Below are 14,921 nucleotides of genomic sequence, written 5' to 3' on the forward strand. Positions count from 1 at the left end.
TAAATTACTAGTAAAAATAATAGTTTTAAGAAGGTTCTTTAACAATTTCTTCTTCTTTTTTACCAAAGGGTCTTTCTCCAAATATTTTTTCTAGATTATCTTTAAAGATAACTTCTTTTTCTAACAATACTTCTGCTAATTCGGTTAATTTATCTTTATTATGTTCTAATAAACTAATTGCTCGTTGATATTGTTCTTCAATTATATTTGAAATCTCTTTGTCGATCAATTCGCTGGTTTGTTCGCTATATGGTTTCGTGAAATTATATTCACTTTGTCCTGAAGAGTCATAGTAAGTAAGGTTTCCTACCTTGTCATTAAGTCCATAAATAGTAACCATTGCTCTTGCTTGCTTTGTTACTTTTTCTAAATCGCTTAATGCTCCTGTAGAAATTTCATTAAAGATAACTTTTTCTGCTGCTCGACCTCCTAGTGCAGCACACATTTCATCTAGCATTTGATTAGGTCTTACAATTAATCTTTCTTCAGGTAAATACCATGCAGCACCAAGGGATTGTCCTCTTGGTACAATAGTAACTTTTACTAATGGAGCTGCATGTTCCAGCATCCAACTAACAGTAGCATGACCAGCTTCATGAAATGCAATAGCTCTTTTTTCATCAGGAGTAATGATTTTATTCTTTTTTTCAAGCCCTCCAACAATTCTGTCAACGGCATCCAAAAAGTCTTGTTTACCTACTGCTTTATTGCCTTTTCTGGCAGCTATAAGAGCTGCTTCATTACATACATTGGCAATATCTGCTCCAGAGAACCCAGGAGTTTGTTTTGCCATGAATTCTGTATCTAGTTCATTTTCAACTTTTTTTAGAGGTTTTAAATGAACATCAAATATTTCTTTACGTTCGCGAATGTCTGGTAGATCTACATAAATCTGGCGATCGAAACGACCAGCTCTAAGTAGTGCTTTGTCTAATACATCTGCTCTGTTAGTTGCAGCAATAACGATTACGTTAGTATTGGTACCAAAACCATCCATTTCTGTTAATAGCTGATTTAATGTATTTTCTCTTTCATCATTAGATCCTGAAAAATTACTTTTTCCTCTGGCTCTACCAACAGCGTCAATTTCATCAATAAAAATGATAGCAGGAGATTTTTCTTTTGCTTGTTTAAATAGATCTCTAACACGAGAAGCTCCAACACCAACGAACATTTCTACGAAATCAGATCCTGATAAAGAAAAGAAAGGCACTTTTGCTTCTCCTGCAACAGCTTTTGCAAGTAATGTTTTACCAGTTCCTGGGGGGCCGACTAATAATGCTCCTTTTGGTATTTTTCCTCCTAAGGAGGTGTATTTTTCTGGATTTTTTAAGAAATCTACAATTTCTTGTACTTCTTCTTTAGCACCTTCTAAACCAGCTACATTTTCAAAAGAAACTTTTACATCTGTGTTTTGGTCAAAAAGTTTAGCTTTAGATTTTCCGATGTTAAAAATTTGTCCTCCAGCACCGCCTCCAGAACCACCACTCATTCTACGCATAATAAATATCCAGACTCCTATTATTAATGCAAAAGGTAATAAGGTGATGAAAATTTCACCCCAAACATTGCTTTCTGTATCGTAACTTACTTGTGTGTCTAAGTTATTATCTGCTTTTGTTGTAGCAATTTTGTTTTCAAAGTTTTGTAAATCACCAAATTCAAATTGATAATCAGGGTCATTAGGACTTGTAGGAAGTATAGATTTATTTTGGTTTTTTAGGTGTTTTTCTAAGGATTTAGCTTCTGAAGTAAGAAAAACTTTCGCTTTTCGACGATTGACAATTACTACTTTTTCTACTTCTCCATTTTTTAAAAAATCCTGAAATTCTGAAGGGGAGGTTGTCGGTGCAGATCCTAATCCGCTACCTCCCATAAAATTCAATGCTAAAAAACCAACTATAATAATAGCGTAAATCCAATACGCGCTAAATTTTGGCTTTTTATTTGGTTCTGTTTTTTTATTCTCTTTGCCCATTTACGGTTTTCTTTTAATAATTTGTTTTGATAACTGTAGTTTTTGCGTCTCCCCAAAGGCCTTCTATATCATAGAATTCTCTTATGTGTTTTTGGAAAACATGTACCACAACATTTACATAATCAATTAATACCCATTCTGCATTTTCGCTTCCTTCCACATGCCATGGTTTGTCTTTAAGTTCTTTACTTACCGTTTTCTGGATAGAGTTAACAATTGCGTTTACTTGGGTATTAGAAGTTCCATTGCAGATTACAAAGTAGCTACATACTGTATTTTCAATCTCTCTAAGATCTAAAATATTAATGTCATTCCCTTTTACTTCTTCAATACCTTTTAATATTTGAGCAATTAATTGATCGTTACCAATTTCTTTTTTAGTCATGCATTTTTTTAATTTGTGTAAAGTTATTACTTTTTATGATTTTAATGTCTCTATTAGTCGGACATTTGTAAAACTTTTACACCTTAATGTATGCATATAATCAAAGTTGATGCCATTGACTCTACAAATACTTTTCTTAGAAACCTTAATCGTGAAAAACGTTTGACCAACTCAGTTTGTGTTATTGCAAGAGAACAGCTTGCTGGTAAGGGGCAAATGGGGTCGGTTTGGCAAAGTAATCCTGGAAAAAACCTTACATGTAGTGTATTTATGCAGGTTAAGGATTTACAATTAATGGATCAGTTTTATCTTTCTATAGCTACATCATTAGCCGTTTATGACACTTTAAAGAGTTTAATGGTGCCTAAATTAGCTATTAAATGGCCTAACGACATTCTGTCAGATAGGCAGAAAATTTGTGGAATTTTGATTGAAAATGTGGTTAAAAATGGCAGTATACAGGGGGCGATAATAGGAATTGGGATTAATGTTAATCAAATGGAGTTTGATAATCTGCCTCAGGCAGCTTCTTTAAAATATATTTTAGGAAAGAGTTTGCATATTGAGGAACTTTTATATTTATTATTGGCTAGATTAGAAGAAAGATTTTCTTCATTACATATTTCTAGTTTTTCTAAATTAAAAGAAGAATATGAATCTGTGCTTTTTAGAAAAAATAAACCCTCTACATTTTTGGATGCAAAGGGTGATTTTTTTGTTGGAATTATTCAAAATATTACTAAAGAGGGAAAGTTGCAGGTTTTAATAGAGGATGAAGTCGTCTCAGATTTTGATCTTAAAGAGTTAAAACTACTGTATTAAAACTGCGGGCTTTTGTAATAACTTTAATAAAGCTACTCGGTAGTAAAATTATTCTGGATTGATTATAGTTTTTCTATGTTCTGACTAAGAGTGTTAATAAAATTTTGGATAGGTTTTTTAATCATCATAGACATCATTGCATTAAACTGTCCGTCAAAAGTAAGTTTTGTGGTGCTTTTTCCATCTCCACAATCTATAATGTCTGCGGTAAGTGTGAAAGGAAGTTTGTCACTTGCTGCTCCTAAAACTACTTGGCTAGGACAGGTACTTTCTTTTTGGTCTAATACTAATTCAGGCATTCCTTTTAATTGAAAAAGAAATCGCGAGTCACTTATCTTTTCAAATTTTTGTTTGCTTTCAGGCATCAGTTGTTCAAAATTTTCAACTTTAGTTAAAAATTCGAATATATCTTCTGCACTTTTATTTACATTTACAGTAGGGCTTTCTAAGTTCATAATACTATTTAATAATTATATATTCCACTCAGCAGGATTAATTCTCCAGTTTTGTAGAGTTTGTAGTTCTTCTTTTGTGATATAACCAGTATCCAGAGCTTGTTCTAACAGGTTGTCATAATTACTTAGAGTGTGCAAAGATAATGCCGCATCTATAAAGTTTTGTGTAGCAATATCAAAACCATAATTAAATATAGCAACCATTCCTAATACGGTAGCATCCACTTCTTTTAAAGCTTCTACAGCATTAAGACTACTTTTTCCTGTACTTATTAAATCCTCAACAACAATAACATTTTTACCAGTAGGAACAATACCTTCAATTTGATTTTTCCTTCCATGTTTTTTCGCCTCGGGGCGAACATAAATAAAAGGGAGATCCAGTTGTTCGGCAACCAACATTCCTATTCCAATAGCCCCTGTAGCCACTCCAGCAATTACATCAGGCTTACCATATTCATTTTTTATAAATTCAGCAAGATGTTTGCTTAGATAGTTACGTATTTCTGTATACGAAAGCGTAATCCTGTTATCGCAATAGATAGGAGATTTCCATCCAGAAGCCCATGTAAAAGGTTCTTGCGGTTCTAATTTAATTGCATTAATTTGCAGAAGTAGTTCAGCAGTTTTTTTTGCTGTATTTTTATCAAAAATCATAGTTGCAAATGTATAAAGTTTTTGTGAATAATACTCCTATTATTCTATCTACAAAAAAGTCTATTGAGGATTATAAAGTAATCCAGATCAAAGATGCTGATTTTCCATCAATTATAAGAGATATTTTAGTTAAGGGAACTAAGTATCATCTTTATCATAAAAAAGAAGATAAGCTTATTGAGTATTTGTATACAAAGCTACCTGTAGTTATTGCAGGAGGAGGAAAGGTATATAATACGAATAATGAAATTTTGTTTATTCGGCGTAATGGAAAATGGGATTTACCAAAAGGTAAAGCAGAGAAAAATGAAGATATGGAAACTGCTGCAATACGAGAGGTTGAAGAGGAAACGGGAGTTACAGGATTAAAGATTACAAAATTTTTGTATAGAAGTTACCATATATTTAAAAGGAATGGAGAGTTTAGATTAAAGGTAACGTATTGGTTTGAGATGAAAACAGATTATGATGGAGAATTGATACCACAAAAAGACGAAGGAATTACTAAAGTGAAATGGAAAGATAGAAAAAAAGCAAAAAAAGCGTTGCTAGATTCTTATGCTAATATAACACAGTTGTTTTCATATGATTATCTATCATAGATACAACGGGGTGTATAACAAATTTACTTATCTATTATCATTGTTAATGTGAAAATTTTGCGTGAGGGATTGGAGTGCAAATCCCACAGCCCGACAAAGGAGGAGCGAGGAATTGAAACAGAAAGCCCGCCCCTTGTGGTCACGCCCAAATCTAAAAAAAGGAATTTGTCGTACACCTTAGATATTTTTGGACGAAAAGAGTAATTAATTTACAGCCTCTTTATGTTTTTAAGGATATTAAGATAAAAGAGCTTCATCTTAATATCCTATATATAGGATATCGCATATGTGCTTTTTCATAATTATCGGATTGTTTATGTAACCAGTCTAATTGCATATACCAATTGTTAGCAAAAGCAGTATCTTTCTTCTTAAGTTCGAATTGTATTCGTAGTTTTTCATTGTTTTTTAATAACTCAACAGCTTTATCTTCCCAAACGTAAGGTGAGAATCCTTCTTTTTGCTGTAAAATGGTATCAAAAAAATTCCAATTGAAAAAGGAATCTTTAGCTTCAGGTTCTAGAGTTTCAATAAGATATCTAAACGCTTTTTGATCTGTATTAACTAGGATGTCTCCTTTTTTAAACGTTATTTTTTCAATACTTGTATTAACTGAGGTTTGATAATGTATGTAGTGTCCCTCAAAAGGATTTTTAGATGTTTGGTAATTTTTGATATGGTATACTTCTGCAGTAATAATAGAATCTTTTTTAAGAGTTTTAAATGTAACTTCGTTAATAGTCAATAAATTAATTACTCTAGACCATTCTTTTGGAACTATATAAGCTTTAGGTACTTTTATTTGAGTAGCGGGAGAAAAATAATTCTTATAATTAATTTTTCTTGTATACGGTTTATTTGGATAATACTTTAATCTCTTACCTCCAGTAATTTCACTATTTATAAATTCACCTTCAAATCCTTTAAAATTGAATTCAGTGATTTTAGTAGTGTCTACGCTCCAATGTATCGGATAGTATTTTTGTTTCATTTGATTCGCAAAAGTTTTTTCTCGTAGTAAACGAATCTTATCTCCATCCTTTTCGAGAATATCTATCATAGATTTCATGAGCTGATGTGTTCCTTCTACTCTTTGCTTATAAGGTTTTAACATATGTGTTTCGACCATCATGCCCAAGGTATTCCATAATGTAGTGTATCCTGTTGAATATCTAGGAGAGTCCAGAAATTGACTCCATCCTTTATCTGGAGTTGTTCCCCAAACATTTACGTATGGGGTGATGTCCCAATTTTTAACTTTAAGTAAATTTTCTAATTGAGGGTGCATTTCCTGATGCAAATAATTTCCTAATTCGCCACCTAGTTTATTATGTTGTGTAAATAAATGGGTAAGTGTATATGGGTAATCAGCTCCATTGCTGACATGATTATCTATGAAAACATCGGGTTGTACTAAATGAAATATTTTAGCGAAAGTTTCTGCATTTTTTGTATCACTTTTTATAAAATCCCTATTTAAATCATAATTGCGCGCATTTCCTCTAAATCCATATGATTTAGGACCGTTTTGATTTGTTCTTGTTCCAGAATTTCGGTTTAGAGCACCACCAATATTATATATAGGTATGGTTGTTAGAACCGTGTTTTTAGGAATTTTTGTTTTGCCTTGAGCAAGGTCTCTAAACAATAACATGGTAGCGTCGATACCATCGCTTTCTCCAGGATGAATCCCATTATTTATAAAAAGAATACGTTTAGATTCTCGTATTGTTTCAAAATCAAATATAGCATCTGGATTTAGAGTAATAATGTGTAAAGGATAACCACTATCTGTTGTGCCTATTTCTTGAATATGAATTGCAGGGTATGTATCAGAAAGTTGTTTGTAGTAAGAGATTACCTCATGGTATGTAGGGGTTTCTGTACCCTTACTTTTTTCAAATAGTGTGATAAAGTTGAGTTTTTGAGATTTTTTTGTATCAGAAGTAGTACAGGATAGAATGCTTAGAAAGCTGAAAAACAGAAGGAATTTTTGCATTAGTATAGTGTATAAAAAAGCTAAATATACTAAAGTTTTAAATTTTAAAACTCTATATGATAATTTAGAGTATAGTTTTAGGAGCGACAAGATAAGGTTCTTGTTTTACTTGTAGGGCTATAAAATAACTGTATTTTTGCACCTTTAAATATAATAACCATGACTGAGTTTGTAAGAAAGATTATACCAAATGCAAAAGATGATGTGTTGGCAGGAATTACGGTATCATTAGCTATGATACCCGAAGTAGTGGCTTTTGCCTTTGTGGCTCAGATAGATCCTTTGGTGGCATTATCAGGAGCTTTTATTATAGGGTTGATAACAGCAATTTTTGGAGGTAGGCCAGGACTGATTTCTGGGGCGGCAGGTGCAGTAGCGGTTATTTTTGTCCATATGATATCAGAAGGACATGCCAAAGGAATGGCTTTTGATGTTCCTGTAGAAAATATGGGATATTATTATCTGTTAGGAACAGTAATACTAATGGGGATTATCCAAGTAGGAGCAGGAGTATTAAAATTAGGACGTTTTGTGCGTTTGATACCACATTCTGTAATGATGGGATTTGTAAATGGTCTTGCTATTGTAATTTTTATCGCACAGGTAAAGATGTTTTCTCATAAAAAATTAGAAATAGGTGTTGATGGCGTAAAAAAATATATAAATATACCTATGGAAGGGACTGAGTTGTATACTACAATCGGTTTTGTTTTACTCACAATGGGTATCGTTTGGTTATTGCCAAAGATAACAACCAAAATACCTGCAGCATTAACAGCAATATTAGTAACAACTACTGTTGTTATTTTAGGTAAATTTCAGGTAAGTACAGTGGGTTCTTATATTAGAGAAGGAGGAGGAGCTGGATTATCTGGGGAGTTTCCGACACCAAACATGGAGTTTTGGCAGTATATACCTTTTACATTAGACACACTAACTTTTATATTGCCATACGCTTTTTTAGCTGCCTCAGTAGGATTAATTGAATCGTTAATGACAATGAATTTGGTAGATGAACTTACAGAAACAAGAGGTAACGGTAATCGGGAATGTGTAGCTCAGGGAGCTGGAAACATTTTGAGTGGATTATTTGGAGGTACAGGAGGATGTGGTATGATAGGACAGACTGTAATAAATATTAATGCAGGAGGTAGAGGAAGATTGTCTGGTGTAATGATGGCATTGACATTGTTAACATTTTTGTTATTTGCAGATCAGTATATAGAGCAAGTTCCTATTGCAGCATTGGTAGGAGTAATGGTTATGATGGTGATAGAAACATTTGCATGGTCTAGTTTTCGTATTCTCAGAAAAATACCTAAGGCAGATGCAGCTGTATTGATTATCGTTTCTGCAGTAACTGTTATTTATGATTTAGCAATTGCTGTTTTTGTTGGAGTGATTATTTCTGCATTGGTTTTTGCTTGGGAAAATGCAAAACGAATTCGTGCTCGTAAACATATAAAAGAAGATGGTACCAAGGTATATGAAATTTGGGGGCCATTGTTTTTTGGATCGATACAAGATTTTAATAACAAGTTTGATGTTAAAAATGATCCTGAATGTGTTGAAATCGATTTTATGGAATCCCGCGTGTCTGATCACTCTGCACTAGAGGCAATATTTACATTAGTAGGAAAATATCAAGATGCAGGCAAAAAAATCAAAATAAAACACCTTAGCGATGAGTGTCAGGCATTAATGATTAAAGCTTCTCCAAAATTAGCAGGTGTGATAGAACATGATATTGATGATCCAAGATATCATGTGATGGCAAAAGTTATGAAATAAATAAAGTGTTTTATTCTTTTTTTAAGAAGATTTAAAGAGAGTAAACAACGACTTAATACAATTTCAAAGTATTATTAAAATAATGCACTAATTAAAAAGAGGTTTATAATTTAAGAAAATTATAAACCTCTTTATTCCTTTAGAAAAGGAACCAGTATACGGTTTCTGTATTACCTAGTTTTATTTACTAGTTTTAACTTCAACTTTACTGTCCATATAAATATTAGAAGCAGGAAGTTGTTTTTCTATCTCAAAACTATATATGCTAGTAGCGGTGTCAAATTGTTTAGAATAGTTATTGGTAATACTATTTTTAGTAGTACCATAGCTAAAACTTAGCTCACACATTTCATATCCTGCATTTACTTGATACTCTATTTTTAAAGTAGTATCACTTACAGATGCAATATTAATGTGACCTATTTCTTCACTATTAGTAGTATCACATCCATCGAGATTTGTAATTAACTCAATACTAAATCCATCAGGGCCTTTAGCATCAATAAAAGAGTACGCTAAAAAAGTATAGAAAACATTATCCTCGCAAAATCCACATTGTTCATGGTATCCGTAAGCAGAAGTACAAGCAACTTCACATTTTTGTTTGCAATATTCAAAAGATCTTACCCAATCTCCATAATAATAACAATTAGAATAGTGAGAATATCTATATCCTTGAGTTAAATTTTTGTTGTATGCAAAAGCAGTATAATAACAACGACTATCTTTATTATACACCTTAGAATATGCTATTATTTCGAAGCAATCCAGATCTATAGAAGATAGTGGGATCACATAAGTAGCCTTCTTCATTCCGCCATAGTAATAAGGAAAAGCCTTGTAGTTAAATTTGCTAAGATTAGGAAAACCATTAGAGTAAAAAGGTATGTTTTCTTTTGCTCCTATATAAAGATATACTTTCTTCATAAGGTTACGACTATTGGCTTCAAAATTTAGATATAGATTTTCACCATCATTAGATACAGTAACATTACCAACTTGTAGCTTTCTAGAACCAACTAATAAAGGCATACTTGTAGTGTTACCACAAGCTTCAATATCAACATCAGATGGTCTAAGTAGTGTATAGTTGCAGTGCCCGTATGTTTTTGCACCAGGTGTAGTTGTAGTAGGAGCTTCCTCTTCTCCTTCTAGCTCTTCATCATTTAAGCCTTCAGAGCCATCGTTTTTAACAAAATCAGGTTCAATATTAGTTTTTTCAGATTCTAAAATAATTTCATCTTTAATAACTTCATTTTCTTCTTTGCTACAAGAAGCAAAAATTAAAAATAAAGCAATAAAAGAATACCCCAATAAGTACTTTTTTTTCATAATAAGTGTTTTTGATTAATTTGTTTACATTGATAATAATGAAAGCAAAGTTAACAAGAATTTATGATGTGTATAACTAAAAGAAAGAATAAAACAGGTGTATTAAATTGATAACCAGTGGTATAAGGGTATTCTTACAAATGAAGTTTTAGTTTAGGCTAAAAAGCAAATAAATCTGTTAGAAGTAAGAGGATCGTTGTTTTTTTATGGGGAAATTTCACACTAAAAAAGAGGGAATTTTCTTCGTTTATAAAGAGAGGTAAAAAAATAATTATAAATAAAAATATTTAATTAGAGATGAAAGCAGCATTTTTCTGCATAACCTTCTTTATTTATTATGAGTTTATTTCAGTAAATATGATGTATATTTCGATTCTAAAATAGAATTAGTAAGTAAATGAATATCCCTTTTGAACCTGTTTTTTTTGGATATAAAATAAATGTTCATTTGATTTTAGAGTATGCAGCCTTTTTTATAGGTTTTCGATATTATATATACCTTAAAAAAAACAAGCAAGATTCTATTTCTTCGGCAAACAGACTTTCTATAATTATAGGGGCGATATTTGGGGCGTTTTTTGGCTCCCGAATTATTGGTTTTTTAGAAAACCCTGTGTTTTCTTTTACTCCAGAGTATATAATTCAATTATTAAATGTAAAAACAATCATGGGTGGGCTTTTTGGCGGTTTGCTCGGAGTAGAATTGGCAAAGAAGGTAATTAAAGAAAAAAAATCTTCTGGGGATTTATTTACGTTTCCGATTATATTAGGGATTCTTATAGGAAGAATAGGTTGTTTTTTGGCAGGAATTACTGAGTTTACGTATGGTAAGCAAACTTTGTCTATTTTAGGAATGGATTTAGGAGATGGAATTCTAAGATACCCAATAGCTTTATTTGAAGTTGTTTTTCTGATCATTTTATGGGGTGTTTTAAAGCGAGTTCAATCTGGATCTAAACTAGAAAGTGGAACTCTATTTAAATATTTCATGATCTTTTATTTTTTATTTCGATTCTGTATCGAATTTTTAAAACCAAATACATTTTTAATTCTAGGTCTTAGTAGTATTCAATATTTATGTATATTATGCTTAGTTTATTATAATAAAACCATTAGATCACTATTATATGCCCGTTAGAGATTATACCTATTACGATTTTACATTAAGTTTATGTCCTACTTGTCTTAAAAGGATTGATGCAAAAATTGTTTTTGAAGAAGATAAAGTGTTTATGCTAAAACGTTGTCCTGAGCATGGTCGATCTAAAGTTTTGATTGCAGATGATATAGAATATTATAAAAATATCAGAAACTACAATAAACCATCAGAATTTCCTTATAAGTTTAATACCGCTACTGATTATGGTTGTCCTTATGATTGTGGATTATGCCCAGATCATGAACAACATTCTTGTTTGACTATTATAGAAGTAACAGATAGATGTAATTTAACGTGTCCTACTTGTTATGCATCCTCATCTCCTCATTATGGAAGACATCGATCATTAGAGGAAATTAAAAAAATGCTGGATACTATTGTAGAAAATGAAAAAGAGCCAGATGTTGTTCAAATAAGTGGGGGAGAACCAACGATACATCCTCAGTTTTTTGAAATTTTGGATTATGCTAAACAATTGCCAATTCGGCATCTTATGCTAAATACTAATGGTATTCGTATAGCAAAAGACAGTAAGTTTGCAAAGAGATTGGCAGACTATATGCCAGATTTTGAAGTTTATTTACAGTTTGATGCTTTGGATACAGAAGTTCTAAAAAAATTAAGAGGAGAGGATCTTACTGAAGTTAGAAAGCAAGCTATTAAAAATCTAAACGATGTAAACCTGTCTACCACATTAGTAGTTACTTTAGAAAACGGTTTGAATGATCATTTAATAGGAGATATATTAACTTTTGCTACGCAACAAAAATGTGTTAGAGGAGTTACATTTCAGCCTACTCAAATAGCAGGAAGACTTGAAGATTTTAATACACAAACGGATAGGATAACATTAACAGAGGTAAGAAGAAAAATTTTGGAACAATTTCCTGTTTTTGAATCCGATGACCTTATTCCTGTTCCTTGTAATCCAGATGCTCTGGTAATGGGATATGCATTAAAGAATGAAGAAGGGATTTTGCCTTTAACAAGGTATATAAATCCAGCAGATCTTTTAGATAATGGTAAAAACACTATTGTGTATGAGCAAGACGAAGAACTACATGGCAAAGTTTTAGAATTGTTTAGTACAGGAAACTCTGTAGAAACAGCCTCAGAAAACTTAAAATCTATTATGTGTTGTTTGCCAGAGATAGATGCACCAGATTTAGGGTATGATAACTTATTTAGGATTATAATTATGCAATTTATAGATGCTTATAATTTTGATGTACGAGCAATCAAAAAATCTTGCGTGCATATTGTAAATAAGGACTATAAAATAATCCCATTCGAAACTATGAACTTGTTTTATAGAGATGATAAACAAGAGTACTTAGAACAATTAAGAAAAGAAACCATATGATAACTAATACTATTTTATTAGAAGTAGGAAACCTTGACGGATTAGTTTATTTCCTCCTTTTGATTCTTTTAGGGCCTGCAATTTTTTTAGCAATAATTGGCTTGATATTGTTTAAAACACAATATCGTAAAGCAGGAAAAATTTTCTTTATTCTTTCTGGAGTATACTTAGTAGTTGGATTAGGAATCTGTGGAGTTCTTTTGACCGGTTTTTAGAAAGAATTGAATTCTAAGTTTTTTCTAAAAGATACATGTTTTCATTAAGTATCTGATTTTTGTCCTTGAAAGCACTATCTGGAATATAGATTTTTGATAATTGAAATTCATCTATATGTTCTTTTAGTAGATATCCTTCTATATTTTCATAATACGAAGTAGGAATTGTTTGATGAGCAAAAGAGTCATTAGTATCGTTATTGCTATCAAAATATTTTAATAAACGATTGTAGACATCTGTATGTTTAACTTCTGGTAAATAGGATACACTGCCAACTAAATCTCCTGGGTTTTGTAATTCTTTAAAAACTTTAAATAATTTATTTGTGGTATTTTGATCCAGAAAAAAAAGAACGCCTTCTAAAAGAATAAAAATGGGTTTGTTTTTTATTAAAGGACGCAGAGTTTCGATGATTTCTTTTTCTGTCCTTTGATTAAAGTCAATTGCAGAATATTGGATTTCCCGATAAGGAAGTTTTCCTTCGAGAACCCACGAATCAATTTTCTCTTTTTTATAGTCAATAATGTCCTGCTTGTCAATTTCGATAGTAGATACATTATCTTCCACAAGAAATTGATACATACTAAAACCAGAACCAAAATTTATTAGAGTTCCTCCATTATTTTTTGTAAAAAAAGAACGCATTTGCTCATAAAAAAAACGATTTCTAATACTATGTAAAATAGCTTCATCTTTAGAAATTGTTTCTAATATAGAAGGAATTAAAGTGTCGGTTTTAGGATTGTTCCATAATTCAGCATAAATATCTTTACTTATATCTTCGTGATACGACCGATATGTAGAAACTATAAAAGCGGTTTCATGTATTTGCATTGATATTTTTTAAGAATTATAGTATTTAAAACATCAAAAACGTGTTTTTCTTTTTCCAAAATACCCGTTTTTTATTTTCTCGGTATAAGTTTGCGTTGCTTTTGTAGTATCCTCAGCAGTTATTTGAGCAACAGACTCCAAAGTTTCTTCTTTTTTTGAAGAACTCTTTATTTCTTGTTTTGTTAACCGATCTATTATCTCTGAGATATCTTCTTTACTTTCAGTGTTTTTAGAAATTTTACCATTTGCTATTCGGTAAGAAGCAAAATCCTTTTTTCTTTTTTCTAAAATTGTTTTTAATTCTGAACTAGGTAATGTTGTTAAGGTCATAAAATCATTATATATTTGGGTATGACAAATATACACTGACAAATCAATTTTAAATATTTTAGATATCGAATTTTATTATGTATATATAGAAAATCTCGATAAAAATTATATACTATCTTATTAAAATACCTTTTATTTGCTTTTTTAATTTTCTTCTTGCCTAAACCAATAGGAGAAGAGATATTTAATTTTAAAATATTATGATTGACCTTAAGAAAATCAAAGAAGATACAGATGCTAGTATTGTAGTGTTAGCAGACAAAACAGGGAATATTGTAGATTCTGTAGGAACAGAATACGAAAGCAATGTTGCTTTAATGTTAGAAGCTGCTTTTACAATGTGTAATGATTTATCAAAAGATTTGCTAAATGGGGATTTAGATCAACTAATGGCTAAATGTTCTCAAGGTTATTTTATAGCTAATAAAATAAATCCAGACTCAATTATCCTTATCGTTACTAATGATTTATCAAAGCTTGGATTACTACTTAAATACATGAGTGCCCTAAATAACTAAAAATAATTTAAATCCTTAAATCTAATTAAACTATGTCGAATTTTTTAGACCAATTTATCGAAGATATCAAAACTAATGTACCTGGTTATGTTGCAGTTACAGTAACTGAGGTAAGTACAGGTGTTTGTTACGTGTCTCATTCTGAAAGTGCAGATTTTGATCCAGAAATAGCTTCAGCTTATAACTTAGAAGTTGTTAAAGCAAAACAAAATGCTATAAAAGCATTAGGGTTAACATCAAATATTCAAGATATTTTGATAACTCTTAATAATCAAATCCATATTATAGATCTTTCTGAAAATGGTGAGTATTTTATTTATTTAGCAGTAGATTCTACAAAAGCAAATTTAGGAATGACCAGAGCACTCCTTAAAAAATACAAGAAAGATGTAGTATCACAATTATAATTAGTTTCATATAGTAATTTATAATTAAAATATTATATATGAAATAGTTATACTTACTAGAAATAAATAAAAG

At 31.1% G+C, this 14,921-nt stretch carries 16 protein-coding genes; 8 read left to right on the forward strand and 8 right to left on the reverse strand.

The features are described from left to right. Positions 1-25: 25 nt before the first annotated feature. Complete coding sequence (gene ftsH, locus H527_RS0107245) at positions 26-1,978, reverse strand: ATP-dependent zinc metalloprotease FtsH (protein WP_027412084.1); 1,953 nt, start codon at positions 1,976-1,978, stop codon at positions 26-28. Between the two features lie 13 nt (positions 1,979-1,991). Beyond that, complete coding sequence (rsfS, locus tag H527_RS0107250; protein WP_027412085.1) at positions 1,992-2,363, reverse strand: ribosome silencing factor; 372 nt, start codon at positions 2,361-2,363, stop codon at positions 1,992-1,994. A gap of 90 nt (positions 2,364-2,453) precedes the next feature. Between rsfS and H527_RS0107255 the strand changes: the two genes are divergently transcribed. Continuing rightward, positions 2,454-3,185, forward strand: a complete 732-nt coding sequence (locus H527_RS0107255) for a biotin--[acetyl-CoA-carboxylase] ligase (protein WP_027412086.1) — start codon at positions 2,454-2,456, stop codon at positions 3,183-3,185. A 62-nt stretch (positions 3,186-3,247) separates the two neighbouring features. Here the strand turns inward: H527_RS0107255 and H527_RS0107260 are convergent, their stop codons facing one another. Together H527_RS0107260 and pyrE are read right to left on the reverse strand one after the other, a co-directional pair. Further along, positions 3,248-3,640 (reverse strand): hypothetical protein, encoded by a 393-nt coding sequence (locus H527_RS0107260; protein WP_027412087.1) that lies wholly within the window; start codon positions 3,638-3,640, stop codon positions 3,248-3,250. Between the two features lie 15 nt (positions 3,641-3,655). Next, on the reverse strand, positions 3,656-4,297 hold the full coding sequence (pyrE, locus tag H527_RS0107265; RefSeq protein WP_027412088.1) for an orotate phosphoribosyltransferase: 642 nt from the start codon (positions 4,295-4,297) through the stop codon (positions 3,656-3,658). Between the two features lie 8 nt (positions 4,298-4,305). Here pyrE and H527_RS0107270 point away from each other — a divergent pair, with 8 nt between their 5' ends. After that, on the forward strand, positions 4,306-4,899 hold the full coding sequence (locus tag H527_RS0107270; RefSeq protein WP_027412089.1) for an NUDIX hydrolase: 594 nt from the start codon (positions 4,306-4,308) through the stop codon (positions 4,897-4,899). Between the two features lie 253 nt (positions 4,900-5,152). On the opposite strand, the gene H527_RS0107275 is transcribed toward H527_RS0107270, so the two are convergent. Continuing rightward, a complete protein-coding gene (locus H527_RS0107275) occupies positions 5,153-6,898 on the reverse strand; it encodes a M14 family metallopeptidase (RefSeq protein ID WP_027412090.1) in 1,746 nt (581 codons plus the stop codon). A 159-nt stretch (positions 6,899-7,057) separates the two neighbouring features. Between H527_RS0107275 and H527_RS0107280 the strand changes: the two genes are divergently transcribed. Then, entirely contained in the window at positions 7,058-8,689 is a 1,632-nt protein-coding gene (locus tag H527_RS0107280) for a SulP family inorganic anion transporter (RefSeq protein ID WP_027412091.1), read from the forward strand. A gap of 180 nt (positions 8,690-8,869) precedes the next feature. Here the strand turns inward: H527_RS0107280 and H527_RS0107285 are convergent, their stop codons facing one another. After that, entirely contained in the window at positions 8,870-10,021 is a 1,152-nt protein-coding gene (locus H527_RS0107285) for a hypothetical protein (RefSeq protein ID WP_027412092.1), read from the reverse strand. Positions 10,022-10,418: 397 nt separating this feature from the next. Between H527_RS0107285 and H527_RS0107290 the strand changes: the two genes are divergently transcribed. The 3 genes from H527_RS0107290 to H527_RS0107300 are packed head-to-tail and all read left to right on the forward strand — an operon-like array spanning position 10,419 to position 12,758. Then, positions 10,419-11,159 carry a prolipoprotein diacylglyceryl transferase family protein gene (locus tag H527_RS0107290; RefSeq protein ID WP_027412093.1) on the forward strand — a complete coding sequence of 247 codons (741 nt, stop codon included), beginning with the start codon at positions 10,419-10,421 and terminating at the stop codon, positions 11,157-11,159. Further along, complete coding sequence (locus H527_RS0107295) at positions 11,149-12,543, forward strand: radical SAM protein (RefSeq protein ID WP_027412094.1); 1,395 nt, start codon at positions 11,149-11,151, stop codon at positions 12,541-12,543. Before H527_RS0107290 ends, H527_RS0107295 begins: the two co-directional genes overlap by 11 nt. After that, positions 12,540-12,758, forward strand: a complete 219-nt coding sequence (locus H527_RS0107300; protein WP_035087608.1) for a hypothetical protein — start codon at positions 12,540-12,542, stop codon at positions 12,756-12,758. The genes H527_RS0107295 and H527_RS0107300 overlap by 4 nt, the downstream gene beginning before the upstream one ends. A gap of 13 nt (positions 12,759-12,771) precedes the next feature. On the opposite strand, the gene H527_RS0107305 is transcribed toward H527_RS0107300, so the two are convergent. Next, on the reverse strand, positions 12,772-13,593 hold the full coding sequence (locus tag H527_RS0107305) for a class I SAM-dependent methyltransferase (protein ID WP_035087610.1): 822 nt from the start codon (positions 13,591-13,593) through the stop codon (positions 12,772-12,774). A gap of 33 nt (positions 13,594-13,626) precedes the next feature. Then, positions 13,627-13,923 (reverse strand): hypothetical protein, encoded by a 297-nt coding sequence (locus H527_RS0107310; protein ID WP_027412097.1) that lies wholly within the window; start codon positions 13,921-13,923, stop codon positions 13,627-13,629. A gap of 200 nt (positions 13,924-14,123) precedes the next feature. Here H527_RS0107310 and H527_RS0107315 point away from each other — a divergent pair, with 200 nt between their 5' ends. Together H527_RS0107315 and H527_RS0107320 are read left to right on the forward strand one after the other, a co-directional pair. Further along, positions 14,124-14,441 (forward strand): roadblock/LC7 domain-containing protein, encoded by a 318-nt coding sequence (locus H527_RS0107315; RefSeq protein WP_027412098.1) that lies wholly within the window; start codon positions 14,124-14,126, stop codon positions 14,439-14,441. A 32-nt stretch (positions 14,442-14,473) separates the two neighbouring features. Then, positions 14,474-14,848, forward strand: coding sequence for a hypothetical protein (locus H527_RS0107320; RefSeq protein ID WP_027412099.1), 375 nt, complete (start codon positions 14,474-14,476; stop codon positions 14,846-14,848). Positions 14,849-14,921 lie beyond the last annotated feature (73 nt).

The organism is Aquimarina muelleri DSM 19832 (genome assembly GCF_000430665.1).
Classification (GTDB): domain Bacteria; phylum Bacteroidota; class Bacteroidia; order Flavobacteriales; family Flavobacteriaceae; genus Aquimarina; species Aquimarina muelleri.

Excerpts from the sequence above, each read along its gene's own strand:
- ftsH (WP_027412084.1), bottom strand. The coding sequence starts at position 1,978 with ATGGGCAAAGAGAATAAAAAAACAGAACCAAATAAAAAGCCAAAATTT.
- rsfS (WP_027412085.1), bottom strand. The coding sequence starts at position 2,363 with ATGACTAAAAAAGAAATTGGTAACGATCAATTAATTGCTCAAATATTA.
- H527_RS0107255 (WP_027412086.1), top strand. The coding sequence starts at position 2,454 with ATGCATATAATCAAAGTTGATGCCATTGACTCTACAAATACTTTTCTT.
- H527_RS0107260 (WP_027412087.1), bottom strand. The coding sequence starts at position 3,640 with ATGAACTTAGAAAGCCCTACTGTAAATGTAAATAAAAGTGCAGAAGAT.
- pyrE (WP_027412088.1), bottom strand. The coding sequence starts at position 4,297 with ATGATTTTTGATAAAAATACAGCAAAAAAAACTGCTGAACTACTTCTG.
- H527_RS0107270 (WP_027412089.1), top strand. The coding sequence starts at position 4,306 with ATGTATAAAGTTTTTGTGAATAATACTCCTATTATTCTATCTACAAAA.
- H527_RS0107275 (WP_027412090.1), bottom strand. The coding sequence starts at position 6,898 with ATGCAAAAATTCCTTCTGTTTTTCAGCTTTCTAAGCATTCTATCCTGT.
- H527_RS0107280 (WP_027412091.1), top strand. The coding sequence starts at position 7,058 with ATGACTGAGTTTGTAAGAAAGATTATACCAAATGCAAAAGATGATGTG.
- H527_RS0107285 (WP_027412092.1), bottom strand. The coding sequence starts at position 10,021 with ATGAAAAAAAAGTACTTATTGGGGTATTCTTTTATTGCTTTATTTTTA.
- H527_RS0107290 (WP_027412093.1), top strand. The coding sequence starts at position 10,419 with ATGAATATCCCTTTTGAACCTGTTTTTTTTGGATATAAAATAAATGTT.
- H527_RS0107295 (WP_027412094.1), top strand. The coding sequence starts at position 11,149 with ATGCCCGTTAGAGATTATACCTATTACGATTTTACATTAAGTTTATGT.
- H527_RS0107300 (WP_035087608.1), top strand. The coding sequence starts at position 12,540 with ATGATAACTAATACTATTTTATTAGAAGTAGGAAACCTTGACGGATTA.
- H527_RS0107305 (WP_035087610.1), bottom strand. The coding sequence starts at position 13,593 with ATGCAAATACATGAAACCGCTTTTATAGTTTCTACATATCGGTCGTAT.
- H527_RS0107310 (WP_027412097.1), bottom strand. The coding sequence starts at position 13,923 with ATGACCTTAACAACATTACCTAGTTCAGAATTAAAAACAATTTTAGAA.
- H527_RS0107315 (WP_027412098.1), top strand. The coding sequence starts at position 14,124 with ATGATTGACCTTAAGAAAATCAAAGAAGATACAGATGCTAGTATTGTA.
- H527_RS0107320 (WP_027412099.1), top strand. The coding sequence starts at position 14,474 with ATGTCGAATTTTTTAGACCAATTTATCGAAGATATCAAAACTAATGTA.